This window comes from Micromonospora sp. WMMB235 (genome assembly GCF_001855515.1).
GTDB lineage: Bacteria > Actinomycetota > Actinomycetes > Mycobacteriales > Micromonosporaceae > Micromonospora > Micromonospora aurantiaca.
On record NZ_MDRX01000001.1, the window covers coordinates 5,498,655 to 5,524,364 of the forward strand.

Sequence of the window (25,710 nt, forward strand, 5' to 3'; positions counted from 1 at the left end):
CCCGTGCGGATCACACGTTCGCGTGCTGCTTCTCGGCGAGGTGGGCGCGCAGGCCCTCACCCTCGACGTCCACGTTGGGCAGGATCTTGTTCAGCCAGCGCGGCAGCCACCATGCGGCGTTGTTCAGCAGCGACATCACCGCCGGCACGATCGTCATCCGGACCACGAACGCGTCGATGGCGACACCGATCGCGAGCGCGAAGCCCATCGACTTGATGATCGGGTCCTCCAGGAAGACGAAGCCGCCGAACACCGAGATCATGATGAGCGCGGCGGCGGTGACCACCCGGGCGCCGTGCCCCATGCCGTTGATGGTGGCCTGCTGGGCGGTGTCGCCGTGCACGAAGTCCTCGCGCATCCGGGAGACCAGGAAGACCTCGTAGTCCATGGCCAGGCCGAACAGGATGCCGATGAGCAGGATCGGCAGGAAGCTGACCAGCGGGGCCGGGGTGTCCAGGCCGACCAGGTCGGCCAGGTGGCCCTGCTGGAACACCGCCACGGTGATGCCGAACGTGGCCGCCACGGTGAGCAGGAAGCCCAGCGCCGCCTTGACCGGCACCAGGATCGACCGGAACACCAGCATCAGCAGCAGGATCGACAGGCCCACCACCAGCAGCAGGTAGACCGGCAGCGCGTCGGAGAGCTTCTCCGACACGTCGATGCCGACAGCGGTGACGCCGGTGAGCAGCACGTCGGCGTTCTGGATGCCCGACACCTGCTTGCGGATGTCGTGCACCACCGTCTCGGTGGCCTCCTCGGTCGGCCCGGTCTTCGGGATCACCCCGATCAGCGCGGTACGCCCCGACGGGTCGACCTGCGGCGGGGCCACGGCCAGCACCCCGTCGGTCTTCTGGACCAGCGCGGTCACCTGCGGGATGGCGGCCTGGGTGGCCTGCGGCGAGTCGGCGGTCACCACGACCGCGAGCCGGCCGGTGAAGCCGGGGCCGAAGCCCTCGCGGATCAGATCGCTGCTGACCCGGGCCGGGGTGCCCTCGGCGGCGGCGGAGGCGTCCGGCAGCGCCAGGCGCATGTCCTGGGCCGGGATCGCGAGCAGGCCGAGGCCGAGCAGTCCGACCAGGATCACCGGGATGCGCAGTCTGGTCACCCACCGCGCCCAGCGGAAGCCGAAGCCGGAGCGGTCCTCCGAGCCGGTGGTCGGGTCCTCGACCGCCTTGCGGTCACGCAGCTTGCGCGGCAGCACCTTGTGTCCGGCGAAGCCGAGCAGCGCCGGAGCCAGCGTGATCGCCACCAGCACGGCCACTGTGACGGTGCCGGCGGCGGCCAGGCCCATCACGGTGAGGAACGGGATGCCCACCACGGCCAGACCGGCGAGCGCCACCACGACCGTCGCGCCGGCGAAGACCACAGCCGAGCCGGCGGTGCCGACCGCACGGCCGACCGCCTCCTCCGGGGAGAGCCCGTCGAGCAGGTTCTGCCGGTGCCGGGAGGTGATGAACAGCGAGTAGTCGATGCCGACCGCGAGGCCGAGCATCAGCGCCAGGATCGGCGCGGTGCTGGTCAGCTCGACCGCGCCGCTGAGCGCGAACAGACCGGCCATGCCGACGCCGACGCCGATGAGCGCGTTCAACATGGTCATCCCGGCCGCCACGAGCGAGCCGAACGTGATCACCAGAACGATCGCCGCGACCAGCACGCCGATCGCCTCGGTCGAGCCGACCTCCGGCTCACCGTTGAGCACCTCGCCGCCGGGGGCGATCTGCCAGCCCTGCGCCTCGGCCTGCGCGCCGACCTTCTCGTACGCGTCGCGCTGCTCGTCGGTCACCTCGTCCGCGCCGCCGGCGAACTGCACCTGGATCAGCGCGTACCGGCCGTCCGGGGTGAGCGCCTGCGCCTGGTACGGGTCGACCGCGCCGACCACGCCCGGGAGCGTGGCCGCCTCCTGCGTGACCTGCTTGACCACCGCCTGTCCGGCGGGTGAGGTCAGCGCGCCGTCCTGCGGCGCCTTGATCGCGATCGTGCCGGTGGCGCCGCTGGCCGCCGGGAAGCGGTCGGCGAGCAGGTCGATCGCCTTCTGCGACTCGGTGCCCGGCATGGTGAAGTTGCTCGCCGTCGGGCCCCTCAGCGTGGCCGCGGCCAGGCCGAGTCCGACGAGTACGACGAGCCAGACGACGGCGACGAGTCGCCGCCGGCGCAGGGATGCCCGGCCGAGCCGGTACAGCAGGGTCGCCATGGACCTTCCTTGTCCTCGGGGTTCGGATCAGGTGGTGACTTCGAGCGCGCGGTACGCCACGGCGAGCAGCGCGGGTCGCAGCTGGTCGTCGGGGATGTCCAGGAACTCGCCGCAGGTCTCGGCGATGCCGGCGAGCACGACGAGCGCCGCGACGCGTGCCTCCGGACGGTCGGAGAAGCCGGAGAAGGCGGCGATGAGTTGTTCGGAGATCTGCTGGATGTGGGCGAACGCGGGCTGCTGGAGCAGGTCGGGGAACTCGCCCCGGAGCAGCGCGATCTCCCGGCGGAAGCGGACCGCCAGGTCGACGAAGCCGTCCGCGGCGACGCGTTGGGCCTCGGCGCCGGTGTGCGCGGCGATGCGGACGTCCAGCTCCTCCAGCATCGTGATGGCCGGCGCCATCAGCTCGCAGAGCAGGGCGTCCTTGCTGGCGAAGTGGTAGAGCACAGTCGCCTTGGAGCAGCCGACATCGCGGGCGATGTCTTGCAGCGAGGTGCCCTTGTACCCGGTGACGGCGAACCGGCGAGCGGCCGCGGCCAGCAGCTCGTCGTGGGTGGCGGTGGTGGGTCGCGCCATGTCCTCCAGCATGCCTGACCGATCGGTCAGGTGCTGACCGATCGGTCAGATCGCGCGCGTGGCGTTCGCCACAACGACCCGTTTTCGCAGGTCAGGCCGGTGGGCGGCCGTGTGTGCGGTCGTACTCGGCCCGGGCCGCGCTGATCGCCTCCCGGTGCCGCTCCGCCCAGCTCGTCAGCGCCACCAGCGACTCGTACAGTTCCCGGGCCATCGGTGTGGCGGTGTACTCCACCTTCGGCGGCACCGTGGGATGCACGTGCCGGTGAAGCAGCCCGTCCCGCTCCAGATTGCGCAGCGTCAGCGTGAGCATCCGGCGGCTGATCCCCTCCACCCGGCGCTCCAGCTCGGTGAAGCGGACCGGGCCGGCCGAGGCGGCGATCAGGATGCCGATGGCCCACTTGCCGCCGACCCGGTCCAGCGCCTCCCGCACGGTGCAGGCGCTCGCCTGCTCCGCCGCGTCCGGTCCGCACCGCTCCGACTCCGCCTCACCCACGCCCCCGATCGTCGCAGGTGCCGGCCGGTGCGGCGCGCCGGGCACCGTGTCGGGGTTGCCGAGCCGGGCCCGGCCCGGGATGGTGGTCCGATGGGTGCCGCCGACGAGACCCGGGCCGGAGTGTCGCTGACCAACCTCGACCAGCCGCTGTTCGACGGCGCCGGGGCGACCAAACGCGACCTGGTCGACTACCTCGACGCGATGGCCGACCGGATCCTGCCGGAACTGCGGGACCGGCCGCTGTCGGTGCTGCGGGTGCGGCCCGGCCAGGAGCCGTTCATGCAGAAGAACCTGCCGAAGTACACGCCCGGCTGGGTGCGCCGCACCGAGGTGTGGGCGGAGGCGTCGCACCGGCGGATCTCGTACGCGCTCTGCGACGACCGGCGGACGCTGCTCTGGTTCGCCAACCAGCGGGCGGTGGAGTACCACCCGACGCTGGCCCGCGCCGGTGCGCCCGAGCACCCGTCCCACCTGGTGCTCGACCTGGACCCGCCGGAGGGGGACGCGTTCGGCGCCGTGGTGCGGGTCGCTCTGCTGGTGCGGCAGGCGCTCGCCGACGCCGGGCTCGCCGGCGCGGTGAAGACGAGCGGCGCCAAGGGGCTGCACGTGGTCGTGCCGGTGGACCCGGCCACCACGGCGGAGGAGGCCGCCGCCGCGACCCGCGCTCTCGCCGTCCGTACCGAACGGCTCGACCCGGCGGCCGCGACCACCGCGTTCATCGTCGCCGACCGCGGCGGCCGCGTCTTCGTCGACTCCACCCGGGCGTACGGCGCGACTGTGGTGGCCGCCTACAGCCCCCGGATCCGGCCCGGCGCCCCGGTGTCGTACCCGGTGGGCTGGACCGACCTGGAGAGCGCGACCCCGGCCGACTTCACCGTGCGGACCGTGCCGGGCCTGCTGGGGGACCGGGATCCCTGGGCGGAGGCGCTGCCCGCGCCGCAGCGCCTGCCGGCGGACCTGGTCGAGCAGGGGCGGACCATCCCGGTGGCCCGGGTGCAGGCGATGCACGAGGGCAAGCGCCGCGCCAAGGCCCGCCGCGAGGCCGGGTGACGCCGGTCCGCGTCAGCGGCGCCGGGTCGCCGTCGCCGGTGGCCGCTTGCCCCAGGTGAACGCGATGAGCACCACTGCCAGCACCCAGGTGACGATCATCGTCCAGATCGGGCGGGTCTCGGTGGCCGCGCCGACGAACCCGCCGATCGCGTAGCTGACCAGGCAGAGCAGGCCGGTCGCGGCGAGCCGCCCGGCCGCGCTGCGGCCCTCCGGCTCGAACACCCAGTCGGCGATGCCCTTCGTGGTGCGCAGCACTGTGCCGGTCTGGTACGACGTGGCGGTCTGCACGCCGAACGTGCGGACGACGAGCCCGCCGAGGATGCCGACCGGGAACGCCAGCAGCGCGGTCAGGAGCGTGCGCTCGGTCAGCGAGTCGCGCCCCGAGTCGAGGGACCGGTCCACCAGCCCCCAGAGCACGAGCAGCGCCAGCATGGCGAGCAGTTCCATGCCCGGCGGGGTGAGCGGTCCGGCCGGGCGCACGCGGCGGATCCCGGCGCCGAGCAGGCCGCCCAGGCCGAACGCGACAAGTGACGCCAGCGCGGACGGCCACGCCGGCAGGTGATCGGCGGCACCCATTCCGACGAACGCCACGTTGCCGGTCTGAATACCCACGAACACCTTGTACTTGAGGAACGAGAAGGCGTCTACCACACCGGCGAGGCCGGTGGAGAGCGCAAGTGCCAGAAACGGTATGTGGAAGTCGTATTCCCCCACCCGCCAGCGATCCTCCGCGTTGTTGGACATCGCCCTCCCTACCCCTCGTTCCGCCCGTGAAACCGCTGCGGTTCGCGATGCGCAGAAGTGCCGGGAAAAGTGTTTCCTGTCGTTTCCGGTGAATGGCGCGATCGCGTTATTCACCAATGGCATCCGGTTCGGCAGCATCGCAATTGCGTCTCGACGGCGAGACTCGAAGCCGAAGGAGGCCGAGCGCATGTTCGTGCTCCCCGTCGCCAGAATCCGCGTCACGTTCTATTCGATCGCGGCGCTGGCCGTCGCCGGAGTCGCCACGGATGCTCCGGTCTGGAGCATCGCGGCGTCGCTGTTCCTCTGTGTCGCGATTCCGCTCGCGGTGGCCTTTCAGAGCCCGGAACACCTGCGGGCGTTGTTCGTCCCGTCCCGGGCCGCCGAATCGGCGGTCCACACCCGGAAGGAAATCCGTCATGCCCCGATCCAATGACCGTGCCGGAATGGGATCATCGCCCAAGGACCACCAGATGGTCGGCACGGTCCCGCGGAATCCGGCGATCGACCAGTCACACCCCGACCTGGTGCATCCGCCGTCGACAGACAACGGGCTCATGCCGAACCTGGTGTTCCCGTTCTCGCTGGCGCACACCCGGCAGGAGAGCGGCGGCTGGACCCGGGAGGTCACCAACCGACTCCTGCCGATCGCCCACGACCTGGCGATCGTGAACATGAAGCTCAACCCCGGGGCGTACCGGGAACTGCACTGGCACATCCAGTCCGAGTGGGCCTTCGTCCTCACCGGCAGCTGCCGGATCGCCGCCGTGGACCAGGAGGGCCGCAACTTCCTGGAGGACGTCAAGGCCGGCGACCTCTGGTACTTCCCGGCCGGCATCCCGCACCACATCCAGGCGCACGACGAGGGCGTGGAGTTCCTGCTCGTCTTCGACGACGGCTGCTACTCCGAGGACGCCACGTTCCAGCTCACGGACTTCTTCTCGCACGTGCCGAAGGAGGTCATCGCCAAGAACTTCGGCTGGACGATGCAGCAGATGGCCAACTTCCCGCCGGAGTCCGAGCGGTACATCTTCCCGGGGCAGAGCCCGCCGCCGCTGGCCGAGGACCGGGTCTTCAGCCCTACCGGCGACGTGCCCCGGACGTTCAAGCACAGCCTGCTCGCCCAGACGCCGGAGAAGTTCGAGGGCGGCAGCGTACGCATCGCCGACTCGAGCAACTTCGCCGCGGCGATCACCACCACGGTCGCCATGGTGGAGATCGAACCCGGCGCGATGCGGGAACTGCACTGGCACCCGAACGGCGCGGAGATGCAGTACGTGATCTCGGGCAAGGGACGCATGGGCGTCTTCGCCAACCACGGCACCGCGCGCACCTTCAACATGGAGACCGGCGACGTCGGCTACGTGCCGATCTCGATGGGCCACTACATCGAGAACATCGGTGACAAGCCCTTCGTCTACCTGGAGCTGTTCCGGACCGCGAAGTTCGAGGACGTGTCGCTCGCCCAGTGGCTGGCCAACGTCCCGCCGGAGGTGGTCGCGGACACGATCAACGTGCCACGCGAGCTGATCGAGGCCCTTCCGAAGACGAAGAGCCCGCTGCAACGGCACTGAGAACGCGATGCCGAGCGCGGACGCCGCGACCCTGTGGTGTCCGCGCTCCGCGCCGCGTTCCTCAACCTTCGTCCCGCGACTCCCAGACCAGCGCCAGCTCCACCCGGTTGTGGACGCCGAGCTTCGCGTAGATCGACCGCAGGTGGGTGTCGACGGTGTGGAACGAGACGAACAGGTCCCGGGCCGCCTCCTGCTTCGTCATGCCGACCGCGAGCAGTTCGGCCACCCGTACCTCGGCGGGGGTCAGCGCGGCCACGGCCGGGCGGCGGGCGTCGTCTCCCGTCGTGCCGTCGGGCTCCGGCGTCCCGTCCCCGGCGACGCCGGCACCCATCCGGGTGTACATCGCGGCGCACTCGGCGAGCAGGCCGGGCGCCTCCGCCGGCGGCAGCCCGGGCGACCGCGCCAGGTCGTGCAGCGCGTCGGCCAGGGCCGGCCGGGCGGAGGTGGTGCGGAGCAGCCGTACCGCCGCGTGCAGCGCCGCCGGATCATCGGTCAGCAGCCCGTCGACCTGGTGCGCCACCCCGCGCCAGAGCGCGTTGTTCGCCATCCCGGCGGCCCGCTTCAGGTGGTCGGCGAGGATCTCGGCCCGCTGCCGGTCACCCAGCGCCAGTGCCGCGCGGACCAGCCGCGGGCCGTGGTGCGGCACCAGCAGCAGGGGAGCCATCGAGCGGTCCGGCATGGCCAACGCGGCCCCCAGGAGCGCGGCGTGCCGGCCCGGTTCCGGGTCGCCCGCGGCGGCGCAGCCCAGACGGAACCACTGCATGTCGTCGGGCCAGCCCACCGTGGGGCGTTCGTCCGCCAGCAGCTTCCGGGCCGCGGCCACCTCACCCCGGCGCAGCAGCACCTCCACGACCGTGGCGAGCAGGTCCACCCGGGCCTGCGCCGGCAGGGCGACACCGCGTTCGGCCAACGCGAGGCGGGCCCGCGCCTCGGCCTCGGCCAGCTCGCCGGTGCTCAGCCGCAGGACGCAGTCCAGCGCGGTCACCAGCGGCTGCGCCACCGCGCCCAGCGTGTCGATCTCCCCGGCGACGCCGTCCAGCGCGGTCGCCGCGTCGACGTACCGGCCGAGCGCGATCTGGTTTGCCACCCGGTCGACGCGCAGGAAGATCGCCTGGGTACGGGCAGCCGGCTCGCCCGCGTCCACCTCCCGCAGGATCCGCGCGGCGCGGGGCAGGTCGCCGGTGGCGGTGGCCCGGGACGCGTTCGCCAGGGCCAGCCGGATGCCGCCGCCGGGGGAGGGGCTGCGCTCGTGCGCCCGCTCCGCCGCCGCCACCAGCTCGGCGGCGTCGGGATGCCCGAACCGGGCCGCCAGCGACGCCAGCATGGTGAGCGTCCAGCTCCGCCCGGCGGCGTCCAGCTCCTGGTTCAGCGCCCGCCCGAGGTACGTCAGGGACAGCGAGGGGCGCTGTGTCGCGTAGTAGGCCCCGAGCCGCCCGAGCAGCATCGCCCGCTGCCGTGGCCCGTACCTGTCGGCGGCGACCTCCCGGTGCAGCATGCGCAGCGTCTCGTCCACCCGGCCGGCCAGGTAGAGGTTGTCGGCGACGTCGACCAGCCAGGCCAGGCGCTCGTCGGCCGGGCCCGGTGCCGGGGCGGCCAGCAGCAGGTCCGCGGCGAGGCTGGGTCCGACCGCCGGGTCGGCCGCCAGCCGCGTGGCGAGCGCCCGGGCGGACCGGCTCACCGCCGGCAGGACCCGCAGGAGCTGCCGGGCGGCCTGGGCCGGGCGTCCGGCGTCGGCGAGCACCTCGGCGGCCGCCTCGCGCAGCGCCTGGCGCACCGAGGCCGGCGTGTCCCGCAGGACGTCGTCGCGCAGCGCGATCGAGGCCAGTCGCAGCCCGGCCGCGGTGTCGACGAGGAACCCGCGCGCGATCAGCTCCTCCACCGTCGCGTCGACCGGCTCGTCCGGCGTGGTGCCGGTGCGAACGGCCACCGCTTCGAGGAACCACAGGCCGCAGGGCGCGTCCGCGACGGCGACACCGCGCAGGACCCACCGCTGCGCGGTGGTGAGCGACGAGGGTACGCCGGTGTGCATCTTGGGACGGTTGGTCAACGGCGTCTCGGGCAACTGGCTCACCTTCGCAGGTGCTGGGTTTCGACCCGTTCACCGCGAGGTTAGCCAGCTCACGACCTGCTCATCCCCGAATCGGGGGACAAAGGTGAGGGCGGCTCCGGATCTCCGGTGCCGGCCGCTAGATGACGCGGCGCCGGACCCGCCACACCACCACACCGACCAGGATCGCCGCGACGGTGACGAACACTGCCGTCTCGATGAGCTGGAACGTCCAGAACCGGTCCGCCGGGTGGTAGACCCCGAACTGCTGGACGCCGCGCGCGTGCAGGAACTGGTTGAGGTTGGTGCCGGCCCGGTCGGCGGCGTCCGTCAGCTCGGCGTACTCGACTCCGCTCAGCCGCCGCCCGGTGGCGTCGGCGTAGCCGCGCTCGATCACCCAGTCGGCGACGCCCGGCAGGTGCCCCGCCCGGTCCGTCGAACCGCCGGCGGGGACCGGCTCCATGGTGGTGAGCGGCGTGGCGTACGCGGGACGGGCCAACAGCCCCACCGACATCCGGGCGGCGAGGAACGCCCCGAACGCGACGCCGAACGCGGGCAGGCTGCGCCGCAGGATCGCCCCCGCGGCGGTGGCCACGCCGAACGCGAACAACGCGTACGCCACCGGGACGAGCCCCTCCAGGTCGAAGGCGTCGTACTGGAACCGCCCCTCCCACGCGTCGAACGGCTGACGGAACCAGGTGAGCACCGCTGTGAACACCCCGGTGAGCGCGACGGTGACGCCGGCCAGTGCCGCGAGCTTTGCCGCCAGCCAGCGCATCCGCGGCACGGCCTGCGTCCAGGCGAGCTGCCAGGTGCCGTCCTCCAGTTCGCGCGCCAGCAGCGGTGCGCCGAGGAACGCGCCGATGACGACGGGGACCAGGTAGAAGGCCGCCAGGAGGTTCTCGACGTACCCGTACCTCTCGTCGAGCCGGCGGAAGGAGGCCGTGCAGGCCGTGTCGACGCCGGCCTGTCCCGCGCACCGGGCGGGACCGCCGGGGAACAGGTCGTGGGCCTGCGCCCCGAGAACGAGCAGGGCGACGCCGAACACGCCGACGAGCAGACCCAGGACGCAGACCTCGGTCCGGTGCTGGCGCCAGATCAACCACGTCACGCCGGCACCCCCGAGGTGACCGCGGCGCCCGGCTCGGACGGCCGGCGCAGGTATGCCAGCACCAGATCCTCCAGCGCGACCGGCTGGGCCTGCCATCCGGGCGCGGCCGGGAGCCCGCCGTCACGTACCAGCAGGGTCGTGTGCCTGTCGCTGTGGACGGCCTCCACGACGGTGCCGGCCCGGTCGAGGTCGTCGGCCGTGCGCGGGCCGACGAGCAGCCGGTGCTCGGCGAGGAGGGTGTCGATGTCACCGGTGAGCGTGACCCGGCCCTGGTTGAGCACGACCAGGTGGTCGCAGACGCGCTCCAGCTCGTGCACGACGTGGGAGGAGAACAGGACGGTCACCCCGCCCTCGGCCACCGCGCCCATGAGGACCTGGAGGAACTCGTGCCGGGCCAGCGGGTCGAGGCTGGCCACCGGCTCGTCGAGGACGAGCAGGTCCGGCCGCTTCGCCAGCGCCAGGGCCAACGCGACCTGGGCCTGCTGCCCGCCGGAGAGCGTGCCGGCCCTGCGGTCGAGCGGGATGCCCAGCTTCGCCAGCCGGCGCTCGGCCAACGCCTGGTCGAAGCGGAGGTTGCAGGCCCGGCCGAAGCGGAGCATCTCGGCGACTGTGAAGCGCTTGTACAGCGGGTGGTCCTGGGCCAGGAACCCGATCCGGGACAGCGTCTGCGGGCTGCTCGCAGTGACGTCCCGGCCGAGGACCTCCACCGTGCCGGTGCTCGGTGCCAGCAACCCGACGACCAGGCGCAGCAGCGTGGTCTTGCCCGCGCCGTTCGGCCCGACCAGGGCGATCACGCCGCCCGCCGGCAGCGCCAGGGTGCAGTCACGCAGCGCCCAGCCCTTCCGGTACCGCTTGCCCGCACCGTCGGTGCGCAGCGCGAACCCGGTCGCTGTCACGCCACGTCCTCGTTCCTCGTCTGCTGGCGGACGGAGGTGAAGAGCGCGTCGACCGCCTGTTCGTCGAGGCCGGCCGCGTAGGCGCGGCGCAACCAGGTCTCCAGGCCGCGGCGCAGCGACGTGTACGTCGACGCCGACATCACGGCCGACTGCTGTGCGTTGACGAACGTGCCCTGGCCGGGCCGGCCGGTGACCAGGTTCTCCTGCTCCATCTGCCGGTACGCCTTGGCGACGGTGTTCGGGTTGATCGCCAGGTCCTCGACCACCTCGCGGATGAGCGGGAGGCGGTCACCGGGCTGGAGGAAGCCCAGCAGCACCGCCTGCCGGACCTGCTGGACGAGTTGCAGGTACGGCGGCACGCCGGAGTGGGTGTCGAGCCGGAAGACGAACACGGTGCTCCTCACTGCTTTACTAGTAACGTAGTAAAGCAGTGGATCGGTGGTCAAGGGAGCCGGCGCGCCCGGCCTGCCGAGGGATCGCCCGGAAACGGAACGAGCCCGGCAGCCAGGGCGGCTGTCGGGCTCGTGAAGGTCTCTTGGTGCGATTTCTTAGCAAGTGTGCCCCCGGCAGGATTCGAACCTGCGCTCCCGCCTCCGGAGGGCGGTGCTCTATCCCCTGAGCTACGGGGGCTCAGCGACCCGAGAAGAGTAGCAAACCCCCTCCCGGATCACCGAATCGGTACCCCCGCGAGTCGATCTTCGTCGGATCAGGCGGCGGCGACGGCGCGACCGCAGCTCGGCAGCGGGTGCAGCACGACCCGGCGGGGCAGCCGGCGGGGCCACTCGTTGCGCGGCCACGAGCCGTCCACGATCAGGTGCACGGTGCGTTCCTCGGCGCCGCTGAGCCGCAGCACGAAGTCCCGGGGCAGTGGCGGATCCACCGACGGCGTCGTGACCATGAACCGCACCCGTCCCCGCGAGGAGACCGCCGACACCACATCGGCGGCGGGCATGGTGCCGCGCAGGCGTACCCGGCCGATCCAGTAGACCTCCGCGGCGTGCTCCTGGGCCGCCCGCGTGATCGCCGGGTACTCGCTGCGTACCCAGCGCTCGACCGCGCCGACGCACAGGCCGCAGGCCCGCTCGCGCGGCTCGCGCGGCCCCAGACCCCAGGCCCGGAGGTACGCCCCGACGGTGCCGGCGTCCATCGCCAGCCCGAACCGGCGCTCGATGAGGGCGGTCAGGCTCTGTCGTGTCCAGAGCTCCTCGTCGAGGCCGAACTCGTCGGGGTGGACCCCCCGGAGCACGTCGATGAGTTCGAGTTCCTGTTCGCGGCTGAGCGTTCCCGGCTCGCCCTGCCGCAGTCCGCGACGGACGGCTGCCACCGCTCCGTCACCGCCGATGGTGTGGCGTCGGCACCAGCTGGTCACCGACCGCCCTGCGTCTCTGAGTGCAACCCCCACGTCTTGGGCAACGAGCCCGAATCGCAACTGGTCACGATATGTGGGTAGAAAACTCTCCAACCTCCACAATGACCCGTTAACCCCAAACCGTTACAAACACCCATACAGAACATTCCGGGCAGCCCTGAGGCTCCCGAGTTCGAGATCTTGGTACGAAACGGCCCTCCTGAGGGCCCTTCCGTACCAAGATCTCCTGGCGCGACCACGCCGTCGCCCTCGCCCACGCGATCTTGCACTTGCCGCCCTCCGATAACGGGGTGAATCCGGCATCACCGGGGCAGCAACTGCAAGATCGCCGGGGCGGCGCGGCGCGGCGGGGCGGGGGCGGGTGCGGGGACGGGGGTGAGGGAGCGCGGAGACGGTGAGGCCCGGTGCCCCTGGGAGGGAGACCGGGCCTCGGTGGATCGGGTGGGGCGGGTGTTACGGGGTGCCGCCCAGGCGCTTCAGCGCCGCGCCCAGGTTGGTCAGGTCGTTCTGCTGGGTGTTCTTCATCGTCTGGGCGACCGCCAGCACGTCGTCGTCGTGCCCCTCGTCGAGGATGCCGTCGATCATGTGCACCCCACCGATGTGGTGGCGGATCATCATCTGGAGGAAGAGCACGTCGAACTCGCGGCCGCTCGCCGCGCGCAGCTTCGCCATCTCCTCCGGCGTCGCCATGCCCGGCATCAGGCCGTTCTTGACCAACCCGCCGCCGTCCTTCATCCACGCCATCGGGGCCTGGTCACCGGTCGGGTCCAGCTTCCAGGAGCGCAGCCAGGTCTGCATGGTGCCGATCTCGCCCTGCTGGCCGGTGGCGATGTCCACGCCGACCTGGCGTACCTCCGGGTCCTGGCCCTGGCCGAACGCCAGCAGACCCATCGCGACGGCCTGGTTGTGGTGGGCGGTCATGTCCCGGGCGAACCCGGCCTCCGCCGAGTTCTCACCCGGACGGGTGAGCGTCGGGGTGAGCAGGCCGCCCGCGTACCCGAGGACCAGCCCGACCACGAGGGCGGCGGCCACGGCCAGCAGGCCGTAACGGCGCACCGCGCCCCGGCCGCCCTGGTCGGCGGCCGGAGCCTCGTCGGTCTCGCTGTCGGTGGTCACCGGAGCGGTCATCGCGGCGTCCTTACTGGGTGGGCTGCTGGGGCATGGTGTTCTGGAGGTTGTCGCGCGGGGTGGTGCCGGTGGCGGTGACGCCCTGGTCGCAGAGCGCGTTCGGGCCCTCGATGGAGGCGTTCACCCGCAGGGTCTTGATGAAGTCGTCGATCCGGCCGTCGTCGGCGTTGTCGACCTTGAGCTGGTAGCCCCAGGCCTGGAGCGAGATCGGCTTGTCCAGCCCCTCGAACGGGCTGAGCATCAGCTTCTCCTTGCCCTGCACCTTGCTGCGGAGCTTCTCCACCTGGTCGGCGGGCAGGTCCGGGCGGTAGGTGATCCAGACCGTGCCGTGCTCCAGGCTGTGCACCGCGTGCTCGTTGGCGATCGGGGCGTCGTAGACGTCACCCATGCAGTTCTGCCACGCCTGGTTGTGCGGGCCGCCGACCGGCGGGGTGATGTCGTACTTGATCGCGCCGGGCTGGTGGTTGCCGCCCTTGACCAGGTCCTTGTCCTTCGCGCGGTAGTCGACGATGCCGTCGATCGCCTCGGCGCGCTTCTGCCACGGCTGGCCGCCCTGGTAGACCGCCCAGGCGCCGACGCCGATGATGCCCACGGCCAGTACGCCGACCGCGACGAAGAGGGCGATCGGGCCCCAGGAGCGGCCCTGGCTCACCTTCACCGGGGTGACCGGCTTGCGGCCCTTGCCCCCGGCGCCCTGCCGTGGCGTGCCCTTGCCGCCCCCGGCCTTGCCCGAGCCGGCCTTCGCGGCGGGCTTGTCGGCAGCCGCGGGCCGGCCGGCGGCCGGCTTCTTGCCGGTGCTGACCACGGTGGGACGGCGCTCCGGGCCGCCCGGGGTGCTGATGCTCATCGTGCCTCGTCAGGTCGGTCGGTCAGGGGAGCGCGGGGCCGGTTCACATGCTGGGTCGCCTCCGCGGTGCCCGAGTCTACCCCCGATAACATGGTTCGGTGACTCCCGCAGAACTCGCCGAGGTCGTCCTCGCCGCAGCCCACGCCGTCTTCGACGAGCGGGGACTGGACCGCGCCGCGCTGCCCGCGCAGACCACCGTCGAGCGACCCCGTAATCCCGATCACGGTGACTACGCCTCGACGCTGGCGCTCCAGCTCAGCAAGAAGGTGGGCGTACCCCCGCGGGAGCTGGCGACCGCGCTGGCCGACGAACTGGCCAAGGCGCCGGGGATCAAGTCGGTGGAGATCGCCGGGCCCGGCTTCCTGAACGTCCGCCTCGACGCGGCCGCCGCCGGTCAGCTCGCCAAGGTCATCGTTGAGGCCGGTCCGGCGTACGGGCGCAGCGACACGCTCGCCGGCCAGCGGATCAACCTGGAGTTCGTCTCGGCGAACCCGACCGGCCCGGTGCACATCGGCGGGGTCCGCTGGGCGGCCGTCGGCGACGCGCTCAGCCGCCTGCTCCGCGCCACCGGCGCCGACGTGGGCACGGAGTACTACTTCAACGACGCCGGCTCGCAGATCGACCGGTTCGCCCGCTCGCTGCTGGCCGCCGCCAAGGGTGAGCCCGCGCCGGAGGACGGCTACGGCGGCGCGTACATCGCGGAGATCGCCGCCGAGGTGGTCCGGCTGCGGCCGGACGTGCTCGACCTCCCCGAGGACGCCGCCCAGGAGGTGTTCCGGAACGAGGGCGTCCAGTTGATGTTCGCCGAGATCAAGTCCTCGCTGCGCGACTTCGGTGTGGAGTTCGACACCTACTTCAACGAGAAGGACCTGCACGACGGGGGTGCGCTGGACGCGGCGCTGGACCGGCTGCGGGAGCAGGGGCACGTCTTCGAGTCCGAGGGCGCGACCTGGCTGCGCACCACCGAGTTCGGCGACGACAAGGACCGGGTGCTGCGCAAGTCCAACGGCGAGTGGACGTACTTCGCCGCCGACTGCGCCTACTACCTGAACAAGCGGGAGCGCGGCTTCGACCGGGTCGTGATCATGCTGGGCGCCGACCACCACGGCTACATCGGCCGGATGAAGGCGATGTCCGCGTGCTTCGGCGACGACCCGGCGCGCAACCTGGAGATCCTCATCGGCCAGCTGGTCAACCTGGTCCGCGACGGCGCCCCGGTGCGGATGAGCAAGCGGGCCGGCACCGTGGTCACGCTGGAGGACCTGGTCGACGCGATCGGTGTGGACGCGGCCCGGTACGCGCTGGCCCGCTACTCGGCCGACTCGCCCATCGACATCGACGTGGAGCTGTGGACCCGGGCCAAGAACGACAACCCGGTCTACTACGTGCAGTACGTCGCGGCCCGTACCGCCGGGGTGGCCCGCAACGCGGCCGAGATCGGGCTGACCCGGGGTGACGCCGCCGCGTTCCAGCCGGAGCTGCTCGGCCACGACAAGGAGAACGAGCTGCTCAAGGCGCTCGCGGAGTTCCCCGCGGTGGTGGCCACCGCCGCCGAGCTGCGCGAGCCGCACCGGGTGGCCCGCTACCTGGAGGAGAGCGTCGCGCAGGCGTACCACCGGTTCTACGACAACTGCCGGATCGCCCCGCAGGGCGACGAGGAGATCACCGACACCCACCGGGCGCGGCTCTGGCTCAACGACGCCACCCGGGTGGTCATCGCCAACGGCCTGCACCTGCTCGGGGTGTCCGCGCCGGAGCGGATGTAGCGACATGCGGGCTCACGAGGCAGGCGCACTGCACGGCGAGATCGGTACCCGAGGGCCTGCCTGGCTGCGTACCCCGGTCGACGTCAACGCCCTGGTGCCGCAACTGTGGCCGCGCAACGTGGCGCGCGGCTCCGGCGGCGCGCTCACAGTCGCGGGCCTGGACGTCCGCGGCCTGGCCGCGGAGTACGGCACCCCGGCGTACGTGCTGGACGAGGACGACCTGCGCGAGCGCTGCCGCGAGTTCCGGGCGGCCTTCCCGGACGCGGACGTCTACTACGCCGGCAAGGCGTTCCTGTGCCGCGCCGTGGTCCGGATGATCGCCGAGGAGGGCATGTTCCTCGACGTCTGCACCGGCGGCGAGCTGGCCACCGCGCTGTCGGCCGGGATGCCGCCCGAGCGGATCGGCTTCCACGGCAACAACAAGTCGGTGGCGGAGCTGACCCGGGCGGTCGACGCCGGGGTGGGCCGGATCATCGTCGACTCGTTCACCGAGATCGACCGGCTCTCCGAGCTGGCCCGCGAGCGCGGGGTACGCCCCAAGGTGCTGGTCCGGGTCACCGTCGGGGTGGAGGCGCACACCCACGAGTTCATCGCCACCGCCCACGAGGACCAGAAGTTCGGCTTCTCCCTCGCGGGCGGGGCCGCCGCGGCGGCCGCGTTCAAGATCCTCGACGAGGACGTGCTGGAGCTGCGCGGCCTGCACTCGCACATCGGCTCGCAGATCTTCGACGCCAGCGGCTTCGAGGTGTCCGCCCGCCGGGTGCTCGCCCTCCAGTCGCAGATCCGCGACGCCCGCGGCGTGGAGCTGCCCGAGCTGGACCTGGGCGGCGGCTTCGGCATCGCGTACACCACGCAGGACGACCCGGCGTCGCCGCACGACCTGGCGAAGCGGCTGCGCAAGATCGTGGACGGGGAGTGCGCGGCGGAGAACCTGGCCGTGCCGCATCTGTCCGTCGAGCCGGGCCGCGCGATCGTCGGCCCGGCGGTGTTCACGCTCTATCAGGCCGGGACCGTGAAAGATGTGGACGGCCTGCGGACCTACGTGAGCGTGGACGGGGGGATGAGTGACAACATCCGTACCGCGCTCTACGACGCCTCGTACTCGGCCACGCTGGCGAACCGCACGTCAACCGCGCAGCCGATGCTCGCCCGCGTGGTGGGAAAGCATTGTGAGTCCGGGGACATCGTGGTGAAGGATGAATTCCTGCCCGCTGACGTGCAGCCCGGAGATCTTGTCGCGGTGCCCGGCACCGGGGCCTACTGCCGGAGCATGGCGAGCAACTACAACCATGTCCCGCGGCCCCCGGTCGTCGCCGTCCGCGAAGGTCGGGCGCGGCTGATCGTCCGCCGGGAGACCGAAGACGACCTGCTGGCATTGGATGTGGGATGACCTCACCGGTTCGCTTGGCGCTGCTCGGCTGCGGCACTGTCGGCAGCGACGTGGTCCGGCTGCTGCACGAGCAGTCGGAAGACCTCGCCGCCCGGATCGGCGCCCCGCTGGAGATCGCCGGGATCGCCGTACGCCGGATCGGCCGTGACCGCGGCGACCTGCCGGTCGACCCGGCGCTGTTCACCACCGACGCGCTCGGGCTGATCAAGCGCGACGACGTGGACGTGGTGGTCGAGGTGGTCGGCGGCATCGAGCCGGCCCGCGGCTGGCTGGTCGAGGCGCTGCGCGCCGGCAAGAGCGTGGTCACCGCCAACAAGGCGCTGCTCGCCGAGGACGGCGCGGCCCTGCACGACGCCGCCGCCGAGGGTGGCGCCGACCTCTACTACGAGGCGAGCGTCGCCGGGGCAATCCCGCTGCTGCGCCCGCTGCGCGAGTCGCTGCACGGCGACCGGATCACCCGGGTCACCGGCATCGTGAACGGCACCACGAACTTCATCCTCTCCGCCATGGACGCCACCGGCGCCGGGTTCGCCGAGGCGCTGGAGGAGGCCACCGAGCTGGGGTACGCCGAGGCCGATCCGACTGCCGACGTGGAGGGCTTCGACGCCGCCGCCAAGGCCGCCATCCTCGCCTCGCTGGCGTTCCACACCCGGGTGACCGCCGCCGACGTGCACCGCGAGGGCATCACCGAGGTGACCGCCGCCGACGTGGCCAGCGCCAAGGCCATGGGCTGCACGATCAAACTGCTCTGCATCGCGGCCCGGGGCGTCGACGCGGAGGGCCGGGAGACCGTCAACGTCCGGGTGCACCCGGCGATGATCCCGCTGACGCATCCGCTCGCGAGCGTCGGCGACGCGTTCAACGCGGTCTTCGTCGAGGCCGACGCCGCCGGGCAGCTCATGTTCTACGGCCGGGGCGCCGGTGGCGCGCCCACCGCCAGTGCGGTGCTCGGCGACGTGGTGGCGGTGGCCCGCAACCGCCTCGCCGGGGTGCACGCGGCGAGCGAGTCGGCGTACGCGGACCTGCCGGTGCGCCCGATGGGCGAGGCGCTCACCCGCTACCACATCAGCCTCGACGTGGCCGACCGGCCGGGCGTGCTGGCCGGGGTGGCAGGCGTCTTCGCCCGGCACGAGGTGTCCATCGCCACCGTCCGGCAGGGTCCGGCAGGCGGGGACGCCGAACTGGTCATCGTCACCCACGTCGCGCCGGACGCCGCGCTCGCGGCCACCGTCGGTGAGCTGCGCGGACTCGACATCGTCCGTTCGGTGACGAGTGTGCTGCGGGTGGAGGGTGGCGCGTAACCCGCGCGTCCCGCCTGATGGTTAGAGCAGGGTGTGCCGGTGGCCGGCCGAGCAGGCTGGTCCACGCTGGTGACAGGCCCCGGAGCGGGGCGACGGAGGCGAGGAGCACGACATGTGGCGGGGACTGATCGAGGCGTACCGGGATCGGCTGCCGGTCACCGGGGCGACTCCCGTCGTCACCCTGCACGAGGGCAACACGCCGCTGCTGCCGGCACCGGTGCTCTCCGCCCGGGTCGGCGCGGACGTGTGGCTCAAGGTCGAGGGCGCCAACCCGACCGGCTCGTTCAAGGACCGCGGCATGACTGTCGCGGTCTCCAAGGCCGTCGAGGCCGGTGACAAGGCGATCATCTGCGCCTCCACCGGCAACACCAGCGCATCCGCCGCCGCGTACGCGGCCCGCGCCGGGATCACCTGCGCGGTTCTGGTGCCGCAGGGCAAGATCGCGCTGGGCAAGCTGGCCCAGGCGCTCGTGCACGGCGCGAAGCTGCTCCAGGTGCAGGGCAACTTCGACGACTGCCTCGGGCTCGCCGGCAAGCTCGCCCAGGACTACCCGGTCGCGCTGGTCAACTCCGTCAACATCGACCGGCTGCACGGCCAGAAGACAGCCGCCTTCGAGATCGTCGAGGCGCTCGGCGACGCGCCCGACATCCACTGCCTGCCGGTCGGCAACGCCGGCAACATCACCGCGTACTGGATGGGCTACTCCGAGGACCTGCGCGACGGCAACGCCACGAAGGCCCCCCGGATGTACGGCTTCCAGGCGGCCGGCGCCGCTCCCATCGTCACCGGTCAGGTGGTGCCGGAGCCGTCGACGATCGCCACCGCCATCCGGATCGGCAACCCGGCGAGCTGGACGAAGGCCATCGACGCGCGGGACGCCTCCGACGGCCTGATCTCGGCGGTCACCGACCGGGAGATCCTGTCGGCGTACCGGCTGCTGGCCCGCGAGGTGGGCGCCTTCGTCGAGCTGGGTAGCGCGGCCAGCGTCGCCGGTCTGCTCCAGCAGGCCGAGGCCGGGCGGGTGCCGGCCGGGTCGCGGGTGGTCTGCACGGTCACCGGGCACGGCCTGAAGGACCCGGAGTGGGCCATCTCCACCGCACCGGCCCCGGTGACCATCGCCAACGACGCGCTGGCCGCCGCCCGCTCGCTCGACCTGGTCTGATCGCTCCGTCCCCGCGGCTTCCCCGGGCCTTGCCCGGCCCCGATTCACACCTCCGTCCGGGGTGCCTCGGGCGACGCACTCCGCTGGACCTCGCGGGCCTCCGCGCTTCCTCTGCCGGACCTCACTTGGGGGAGGTGGCGGCATCCCCCGATCTGCACCAGCTCGGGGAGGTGGTGGCATCCCCCGTCTTGATCCACTCCAGTTCGGGGTGGTGGCGGTATCAGGGTGGGTGGAATGCCGCCACTTCGGCGAGGTGGAGTGGATCAAGAGCGGGGTGAGGTACTCGGGCAGGCGGCCGGTCTAGGTGGGACGGGGTGGCCACACCCGAAGGACCGGGTGAGGCCGGGTCGGCCCGACGGAGGGCATCCCCGCCCGCCTCGCGCGTCCGCGCTCCCGGCTTCGTGCTTGATCGACACCAGCTCGGGGAGGTGGCGGGGTCGGAGTGGGTGGGATGCAGCCACTTCGGCGAGCTGGTGTCGATCAAGGCGGGCACGGGCGACCCCCGAGCGCGGAAGTGTCATCGGCTGGGGCGGATGCCGGGAGTGTCGGGGCGTGCGGCAGACTCAGACACCCCCGCCGGACACCTCTTCAGGAGTGAGTAACGCCGATGTCGCTGCTCGCCAGATTCAGCCTCGCCAACCGGGGGCTGATCGCCCTCGTCGCGTTGGTGACCACGGCCTTCGGCCTGTTCGCCGTGCCGTCGCTGAAGCAGCAGCTCCTGCCGTCGCTGGAGTTCCCCGCCGCGTTCATCGTGGCGACGTACCCGGGCGCCGCGCCGGAGATCGTGGAATCCCAGGTCGCCGAGCCGATCGAGAACAGCCTCCAGGGCATCCCGGGCCTCGACAAGGTCACCTCGACCTCGCGCGAGGGCGCGGCCACGGTCCAGGTGCAGTACGAGTTCGGCACCGACCTGGACGACGTGGTCAACAAGATGGAGACCGCGCTCAACCGGATCGACTCCCAGCTCCCCGAGGGCGTCGACCCGCAGGTGATCGCCGGTAGCACCGACGACCTGCCCGCAGTGGTGGTCGCCGCGACCGGTGACGGCGACGAGCGGGCGCTGGCGGAGAAGCTGCGCAACGCCGTCGTACCGGAGCTGGAGGCGCTGGACGGCGTCCGCTCGGTGGACGTCACCGGCGCCCGCAACCAGGTCGTGACGATCACGCCGGACCCGGCGAAGCTGGCCGCCGCCAAGGTGGCGCCGACCGCCATCGCGTCGGCGCTCAAGAGCAACGGCGTGGCCGTGCCGGCCGGTGCGCTCGCCGACGGCGACAGGTCGCTGCCGGTGCAGGTGGGCACGCCGATCCGGACCATCGACGACCTGCGCGGCATCGTGCTGACCACGGCTCCCGCCGCCCCGGTACGCCTCGGCGACGTGGCCGCCGTGGAGCAGCAGCTCGCCCCCGCCACCTCGCTGACCCGGACCAACGGCAAGCCCAGCCTCGGCATTGCGGTGACCGCCGCGCCGGACGGCAACGCGGTCGACATCTCGCACGACATCCGGGACCGGCTGGACGAGCTGGGTGACGCCGCGGGCGCCGAGCTGACCGTGGTCTTCGACCAGGCGCCGTTCGTCGAGCGGTCGATCGAGAGCCTGACCACCGAGGGCCTGCTCGGCCTGGTCATGGCGGTCGTGGTGATCCTGGTGTTCCTGCTGTCGGTGCGTTCCACGGTGGTCACCGCGGTGTCCATCCCGCTGTCGGTGCTGGTCGCGCTGATCGTGCTCTGGTCCGGCGACTACTCGCTGAACCTGCTCACCCTCGGCGCGTTGACCATCGCGGTCGGGCGGGTGGTGGACGACTCCATCGTGGTGCTGGAGAACATCAAACGCCATCTGGAGTACGGCGAACCGAAGCGGGACGCGATCCTCACCGCGGTACGCGAGGTGGCCGGCGCGGTGACCGCGTCCACGCTCACCACTGTCGCCGTGTTCGCGCCGATCGCCCTGGTGGGCGGCTTCGTCGGGCAGCTGTTCGCCCCGTTCGCGATCACCGTGACGGTGGCGCTGCTCGCCTCGCTGCTGGTGTCGCTGACCGTCATCCCGGTGCTGGCGTACTGGTTCCTGCGGCCGCGGGGCGGTGCGGACGACGCCGCCGCCCGGCGCGCCGCCGAGGAGAAGGAGCTGCGCAACCCGTTGCAGCGGGCGTACCTGCCGGTGATCGACTTCGCCACCCGCTCGCGGAAGACCCGCTGGGCCACTGTGGGCCTGGGCCTGCTGGTGCTCCTGGGCACGTTCGGCCTGGCGCAGAAGCTGGAGACGAACTTCCTGGACGACTCCGGCCAGGACACGCTCGCCATCCGGCAGGAGATGCCGGCCGGCACCTCGCTCGCCGGCACCGACCGGGCCGCCGCCCGGGTCGAGGAGGTGCTGCGGCGTACCCCGGGGGTGGAGACCTACCAGGTCAGCGCCGGCGGTGGGGACAACCCGTTCGCCGGCGGCGGCAGTGACCAGGCCACCTGGTCGCTGTCGCTCTCCGACGACACCGACGCCGCGGCGGTACGGCAGGGCCTGCGCAAGGAGTTCGACGCGCTCGGCCCGGAGGTCGGCGAGTTGACGTTCGGCGGCGGGCAGAACGCCTCCGCCAACCAGGTCGAGGTGGTCGTGCAGGCCGCCGACCAGGAGACGCTGACGCGGGCAGCCGAGGCGGTACGGGGCGCGATGGCCGGCACGCCGGGCGTGGAGGACGTCACCAGCAGCCTGGCCACCCAGGTGCCGCGCGTCGAGGTGACTGTGGACCGGGTGGCCGCGGCCCGCGCGGGTCTCACCGAGGCGGCCGTCGGGCAGCTCGTCGCGCAGACGTACCGGGGAGCGCCGCTCGGGCAGGTGACGCTCGACGGTACGGCGCAGAGCGTGGTGCTGAGCAGCGGTGCCCGGCCGCCGCTGACCGTCGACGAGCTGCGGGCGCTGCGGGTCGGCGCGGTGCCGCTGGACGCGATCGCGGACGTCGAGCAGGTCGACGGCCCGCAGCAGGTGACCCGGATCGACGGGGAGCGCAGCGTCTCGGTCACCGGTACGGCGACCGGCTCGAACCTCGGCGCCACCACGCAGGAGCTGCAGAAGCGGCTGGACGCGCTGGACGTGCCGGGCGCCACGTACGTGATCGGCGGCGTCAGCGCCGACCAGGCCGACGCGTTCGCGGACCTCGGCCTCGCGGTGCTGGCCGCCATCGCGATCGTGTTCCTGATCATGGTGGCGACGTTCCGCAGCCTGACCCAGGCGCTGATCCTGCTGATCTCGGTGCCGTTCGCCGCGACCGGCGCGATCGGGCTGCTGCTGGTCACCGGTACGCCGCTGGGTGTGCCGGCGCTGATCGGCGTGCTCATGCTCGTCGGCATCGTGGTGACGAACGCGATCGTGCTGCTCGACCTGATCAATCAGTACCGGGCCCAGGGCATGGACGTGACCGAGGCCGTGGTGGAGGGCGGCCGGCGCCGCCTGCGGCCCATCCTGATGACCGCCGTCGCCACCATCTTCGCGTTGCTGCCGATGGCGCTCGGCCTGACCGGCGAGGGCGGCTTCATCTCCAAGCCGCTGGCGATCGTGGTGATCGGCGGCCTGCTCAGCTCGACGCTGCTGACGCTGGTGCTGGTGCCGACGCTCTACACGATGGTCGAGCACACCAAGGGCTCGTTCCGGAACCGGCGGCGGGGCGGCGCTTCCGAGCCGGTCGAGCCGCAGCCGGAGCCGGACCCGGTGCCGGTGGCGGTCGGCGGCGGGGAGCGCGCCGAGGAACGGGGCGTGGTGGCGCCGCCGCCGGCCCGCCCGTCGGGCGCGCTGGTCGACGGCACCGACCAGTTCGAGGTGCTCCGCCTGCCCAAGAGCCGCCAGTCGCCGCTCCCGCCGACCGAGTGACGGACCGGGAGGGGCCCCGCGCGGGCCCCTCCCGGCACCTCGGCGTGCGGGACACACCCGAACCGCGCCGGGCGGTACGCTCAGTGAGCTGCTGCCTACTTTCGGTTCGGGGGTGCGATGGCGGGGGGAGCGGGCCGGTGGGACCGGCGTACCGTGCTGCGCCGCTCCGCGCTGCTGCTCGGCGGGGCCGTGGTCGGCGCCGTCGCGACCGCCGAGAGCACCTGGGTGGCCGATCGGAGGCTCCCGATCGCGGGCGGCCCGGCGAGCGCCACGCTCGGCAACCGCCATCAGGACGTCGGCACCGGCGGGGTGCAGGTCGTCTGGGGGGTACGCACCGAAGAGCCCCTGGTGGCGCTCACCTTCGACGACGGTCCCCGCCCACAGTGGACCCCGATGGTGCTCGACACGCTCGCCGAGCACCGGGTGCCGGCCACCTTCTTCCTGGTCGGTGAGCGGGCCCGCGAGCACGCCGCGCTGGTCCGCGGCCGGATGGACGCCCACGAGGTCGGCAACCACAGCTGGGCGCACCGCGACCTGGCCCGGATGGACGCCGCGACGGTCTACGACGACCTGCGCCGCAGCCACGACGCGATCACGGCGGCCACCGGCTCGGCGCCCCGGCTGCTCCGCCCGCCCTGGGGGCACCTCGGCGGTTCGGTGCTGTACGCGTCGGCCCGGCTGGGCTACCGCCTGGTCCTCTGGACGCTCCAGATGGTCGAGAGCGAGTTCCCGCACGACCCGGCCGGGCACGCCCGGCGCATCGTCGCCGACGTGCGCCCCGGCACGATAGTGCTCGGCCACGACGTCGGCAACGACGGCCGGCTCGTCGCGCTCCGCGGCCTGCCCGACATGATCGGCGGTCTGCGGGCCCGGGGATACACCTTCGTCACGGTCTCCGACCTGCTGCGCCGCGCTGCCGCGCCCGGGGCGGCCCGGTAGGGTGCCCGCGTGTCACCCACCCTCTCGGTCCTCGTCCGCAACCGCGACTTCCGCCATCTGTTCCTCGCCGAGCTGGTGGTCTTCGGCGCGGACTGGTTCGTCATGGTGCCGTTGCTGGTGCTGCTGCCCGACCTGACCGGCAGCGGTGTCTGGGGCGCGCTGGTGCTGGCGGTGGACACCGGCACGACCGCGTTGCTGCTCCCGTACGCCGGAACGATCGCCGACCGGTTCGACCGCCGCAAGGTGATGATGGTGGCGAACGTGGGCGCGCTGGCCGGTGTGCTGCTGCTGCTCGGCGTGCGCAGCGCCGGCACGGCCTGGCTGGCGCTGGCGGCGATCGCGCTGGTGGCGGTGGCGAAGGCGTTCTACTCGCCCGCTGCCCAGGCCGCGCTGCCGAACGTGGTCGACCCGGAGGACCTGGCCGCGGGCAACGCGGTCGCCGGCTCGGCGTGGGGCACGATGACTGTGGTCGGGGCCTCGCTCGGCGGCATCCTGAGCGCCGTCGCGGGCCCGTACGCCAGCTTCTGGGTGGCGGCAGTCGGCCTGGTCGCCGCCGCGGGCCTGGCCGCGCTGATCCGCCGGCCGTTGCAGGCGCCGCGCGACCCGGCGGCGACGGTGCCGCGCACCTGGGCGGCGATCCGCGAGGCGCTGCGCTACATCGCCCACCGCCCGCGCGTGCTGGCGCTGGTAACGGTCAAGTCGGCGGTCGGCCTGGGCAACGGCGTGCTCACCGTCTTCCCGCTGCTCGCCGGGGTGTACGGGGTGGGCGCGGTCGGCGCCGGGCTGCTCTTCGCCGCCCGCGGCGCCGGAGCCCTGGTCGGCCCGATCATGATGCGCCGGGTGCTGAGCAACAGGGCCTGGCTGCTCACCGGCCTGGCACTGTCCATGTCGTTGTACGGCCTGGCCTACCTGGGCGCCTCGGTGGTGACCTGGTTCCCGCTGGTGCTTGTCCTGGTGTTCCTGGCCCACCTGGGCGGCGGCAGCAACTGGGTGCTGTCCAACTACGCGTTGCAGGGCGAGGTGCCGGACCGGCTGCGCGGCCGGGTCTTCGCCACCGACATGATGCTGGCGACGCTCGCCATCGCGGTGAGCCAGCTCGTGGTGGCGCTCGTGGTGGACCGGGTGGACGAGCGCACCGTGCTGGCCGGCTGCGGCCTGGTCACCGTCGTGTACGCGATCGGCTGGCGGTTCGCCACCCGGCGGCTCTCGCTCACCGACCCGGTCGACGCGCCGGCCCCCGAGCGCGCCGCCTGACACGCCGGTCCCACGCTCCGGGCGG

21 protein-coding genes and 1 tRNA gene are annotated in these 25,710 nt (G+C 72.5%); 10 read left to right on the forward strand and 12 right to left on the reverse strand.

Annotation, left to right across the window (positions count from 1 at the left end):
• Positions 1-10 precede the first annotated feature (10 nt).
• The 3 genes from BFV98_RS24455 to BFV98_RS24465 form a co-directional block, all read right to left on the reverse strand.
• Positions 11-2,191, reverse strand: coding sequence for an MMPL family transporter (locus BFV98_RS24455; protein ID WP_013475319.1), 2,181 nt, complete (start codon positions 2,189-2,191; stop codon positions 11-13).
• Positions 2,192-2,218: 27 nt separating this feature from the next.
• Positions 2,219-2,764, reverse strand: a complete 546-nt coding sequence (locus BFV98_RS24460; RefSeq protein WP_013288294.1) for a TetR/AcrR family transcriptional regulator — start codon at positions 2,762-2,764, stop codon at positions 2,219-2,221.
• Positions 2,765-2,855: 91 nt separating this feature from the next.
• Positions 2,856-3,257 carry a helix-turn-helix domain-containing protein gene (locus BFV98_RS24465; RefSeq protein ID WP_071097907.1) on the reverse strand — a complete coding sequence of 134 codons (402 nt, stop codon included), beginning with the start codon at positions 3,255-3,257 and terminating at the stop codon, positions 2,856-2,858.
• Positions 3,258-3,347: 90 nt separating this feature from the next.
• On the opposite strand from BFV98_RS24465, the gene ligD reads away from it, so the two are divergent.
• Positions 3,348-4,307, forward strand: coding sequence for a non-homologous end-joining DNA ligase (gene ligD / locus BFV98_RS24470; RefSeq protein ID WP_030271808.1), 960 nt, complete (start codon positions 3,348-3,350; stop codon positions 4,305-4,307).
• A gap of 12 nt (positions 4,308-4,319) precedes the next feature.
• On the opposite strand, the gene BFV98_RS24475 is transcribed toward ligD, so the two are convergent.
• The gene (locus BFV98_RS24475; RefSeq protein WP_047892023.1) at positions 4,320-5,051 is read right to left on the reverse strand and encodes a DUF1275 family protein; all 732 of its coding nucleotides are present in this window, start codon (positions 5,049-5,051) and stop codon (positions 4,320-4,322) included.
• Between BFV98_RS24475 and BFV98_RS32790 the strand changes: the two genes are divergently transcribed.
• Together BFV98_RS32790 and BFV98_RS24485 are read left to right on the forward strand one after the other, a co-directional pair.
• Complete coding sequence (locus BFV98_RS32790; protein ID WP_255368221.1) at positions 5,044-5,484, forward strand: hypothetical protein; 441 nt, start codon at positions 5,044-5,046, stop codon at positions 5,482-5,484. The genes BFV98_RS24475 and BFV98_RS32790 overlap by 8 nt on opposite strands.
• Before the next feature lie 37 nt (positions 5,485-5,521).
• Positions 5,522-6,622: a cupin domain-containing protein gene (locus BFV98_RS24485; RefSeq protein ID WP_013288290.1), complete on the forward strand. Its 1,101-nt coding sequence runs from the start codon at positions 5,522-5,524 to the stop codon at positions 6,620-6,622.
• Between the two features lie 61 nt (positions 6,623-6,683).
• Here the strand turns inward: BFV98_RS24485 and BFV98_RS24490 are convergent, their stop codons facing one another.
• The 8 genes from BFV98_RS24490 to BFV98_RS24525 form a co-directional block, all read right to left on the reverse strand.
• Positions 6,684-8,693, reverse strand: coding sequence for a helix-turn-helix transcriptional regulator (locus tag BFV98_RS24490; RefSeq protein WP_071097909.1), 2,010 nt, complete (start codon positions 8,691-8,693; stop codon positions 6,684-6,686).
• 115 nt (positions 8,694-8,808) lie between these two features.
• Positions 8,809-9,780, reverse strand: coding sequence for an ABC transporter permease subunit (locus tag BFV98_RS24495; protein WP_071097911.1), 972 nt, complete (start codon positions 9,778-9,780; stop codon positions 8,809-8,811).
• Positions 9,777-10,676, reverse strand: a complete 900-nt coding sequence (locus tag BFV98_RS24500) for an ABC transporter ATP-binding protein (RefSeq protein ID WP_071097913.1) — start codon at positions 10,674-10,676, stop codon at positions 9,777-9,779. The genes BFV98_RS24495 and BFV98_RS24500 overlap by 4 nt, the downstream gene beginning before the upstream one ends.
• The gene (locus BFV98_RS24505; RefSeq protein WP_047892028.1) at positions 10,673-11,068 is read right to left on the reverse strand and encodes a GntR family transcriptional regulator; all 396 of its coding nucleotides are present in this window, start codon (positions 11,066-11,068) and stop codon (positions 10,673-10,675) included. The genes BFV98_RS24500 and BFV98_RS24505 overlap by 4 nt, the downstream gene beginning before the upstream one ends.
• Before the next feature lie 166 nt (positions 11,069-11,234).
• Positions 11,235-11,306 (reverse strand) — tRNA-Arg (locus BFV98_RS24510).
• Between the two features lie 76 nt (positions 11,307-11,382).
• Entirely contained in the window at positions 11,383-12,078 is a 696-nt protein-coding gene (locus BFV98_RS24515; protein WP_026267749.1) for a winged helix-turn-helix domain-containing protein, read from the reverse strand.
• Between the two features lie 420 nt (positions 12,079-12,498).
• Positions 12,499-13,173 carry a DUF305 domain-containing protein gene (locus BFV98_RS24520; protein WP_030271799.1) on the reverse strand — a complete coding sequence of 225 codons (675 nt, stop codon included), beginning with the start codon at positions 13,171-13,173 and terminating at the stop codon, positions 12,499-12,501.
• A gap of 10 nt (positions 13,174-13,183) precedes the next feature.
• A complete protein-coding gene (locus BFV98_RS24525; RefSeq protein ID WP_013288283.1) occupies positions 13,184-14,020 on the reverse strand; it encodes a DUF3105 domain-containing protein in 837 nt (278 codons plus the stop codon).
• Between the two features lie 98 nt (positions 14,021-14,118).
• On the opposite strand from BFV98_RS24525, the gene argS reads away from it, so the two are divergent.
• The 7 genes from argS to BFV98_RS24560 all read left to right on the forward strand — a co-directional run bounded on the left by argS (position 14,119) and on the right by BFV98_RS24560 (position 25,685).
• A complete protein-coding gene (gene argS / locus BFV98_RS24530) occupies positions 14,119-15,786 on the forward strand; it encodes an arginine--tRNA ligase (RefSeq protein WP_013288282.1) in 1,668 nt (555 codons plus the stop codon).
• A 4-nt stretch (positions 15,787-15,790) separates the two neighbouring features.
• Positions 15,791-17,176: a diaminopimelate decarboxylase gene (gene lysA / locus BFV98_RS24535; RefSeq protein WP_013288281.1), complete on the forward strand. Its 1,386-nt coding sequence runs from the start codon at positions 15,791-15,793 to the stop codon at positions 17,174-17,176.
• The gene (locus BFV98_RS24540; protein WP_013288280.1) at positions 17,173-18,477 is read left to right on the forward strand and encodes a homoserine dehydrogenase; all 1,305 of its coding nucleotides are present in this window, start codon (positions 17,173-17,175) and stop codon (positions 18,475-18,477) included. Before lysA ends, BFV98_RS24540 begins: the two co-directional genes overlap by 4 nt.
• Positions 18,478-18,589: 112 nt before the next feature.
• Positions 18,590-19,639: a threonine synthase gene (thrC, locus tag BFV98_RS24545; RefSeq protein ID WP_013288279.1), complete on the forward strand. Its 1,050-nt coding sequence runs from the start codon at positions 18,590-18,592 to the stop codon at positions 19,637-19,639.
• A gap of 607 nt (positions 19,640-20,246) precedes the next feature.
• Entirely contained in the window at positions 20,247-23,492 is a 3,246-nt protein-coding gene (locus tag BFV98_RS24550; protein ID WP_071097914.1) for an efflux RND transporter permease subunit, read from the forward strand.
• Between the two features lie 117 nt (positions 23,493-23,609).
• On the forward strand, positions 23,610-24,431 hold the full coding sequence (locus BFV98_RS24555; RefSeq protein ID WP_013475351.1) for a polysaccharide deacetylase family protein: 822 nt from the start codon (positions 23,610-23,612) through the stop codon (positions 24,429-24,431).
• A gap of 9 nt (positions 24,432-24,440) precedes the next feature.
• The gene (locus tag BFV98_RS24560) at positions 24,441-25,685 is read left to right on the forward strand and encodes an MFS transporter (RefSeq protein WP_013288276.1); all 1,245 of its coding nucleotides are present in this window, start codon (positions 24,441-24,443) and stop codon (positions 25,683-25,685) included.
• The last annotated feature ends 25 nt before the right edge of the window (positions 25,686-25,710 follow it).

Excerpts from the sequence above, each read along its gene's own strand:
- BFV98_RS24520 (WP_030271799.1), bottom strand. The coding sequence starts at position 13,173 with ATGACCGCTCCGGTGACCACCGACAGCGAGACCGACGAGGCTCCGGCC.
- BFV98_RS24485 (WP_013288290.1), top strand. The coding sequence starts at position 5,522 with ATGGTCGGCACGGTCCCGCGGAATCCGGCGATCGACCAGTCACACCCC.
- thrC (WP_013288279.1), top strand. The coding sequence starts at position 18,590 with ATGTGGCGGGGACTGATCGAGGCGTACCGGGATCGGCTGCCGGTCACC.
- ligD (WP_030271808.1), top strand. The coding sequence starts at position 3,348 with ATGGGTGCCGCCGACGAGACCCGGGCCGGAGTGTCGCTGACCAACCTC.
- BFV98_RS24460 (WP_013288294.1), bottom strand. The coding sequence starts at position 2,764 with ATGGCGCGACCCACCACCGCCACCCACGACGAGCTGCTGGCCGCGGCC.
- BFV98_RS24455 (WP_013475319.1), bottom strand. The coding sequence starts at position 2,191 with ATGGCGACCCTGCTGTACCGGCTCGGCCGGGCATCCCTGCGCCGGCGG.
- BFV98_RS24525 (WP_013288283.1), bottom strand. The coding sequence starts at position 14,020 with ATGAGCATCAGCACCCCGGGCGGCCCGGAGCGCCGTCCCACCGTGGTC.
- BFV98_RS24475 (WP_047892023.1), bottom strand. The coding sequence starts at position 5,051 with ATGTCCAACAACGCGGAGGATCGCTGGCGGGTGGGGGAATACGACTTC.
- BFV98_RS24550 (WP_071097914.1), top strand. The coding sequence starts at position 20,247 with ATGTCGCTGCTCGCCAGATTCAGCCTCGCCAACCGGGGGCTGATCGCC.
- BFV98_RS24540 (WP_013288280.1), top strand. The coding sequence starts at position 17,173 with ATGACCTCACCGGTTCGCTTGGCGCTGCTCGGCTGCGGCACTGTCGGC.
- lysA (WP_013288281.1), top strand. The coding sequence starts at position 15,791 with ATGCGGGCTCACGAGGCAGGCGCACTGCACGGCGAGATCGGTACCCGA.
- BFV98_RS24555 (WP_013475351.1), top strand. The coding sequence starts at position 23,610 with ATGGCGGGGGGAGCGGGCCGGTGGGACCGGCGTACCGTGCTGCGCCGC.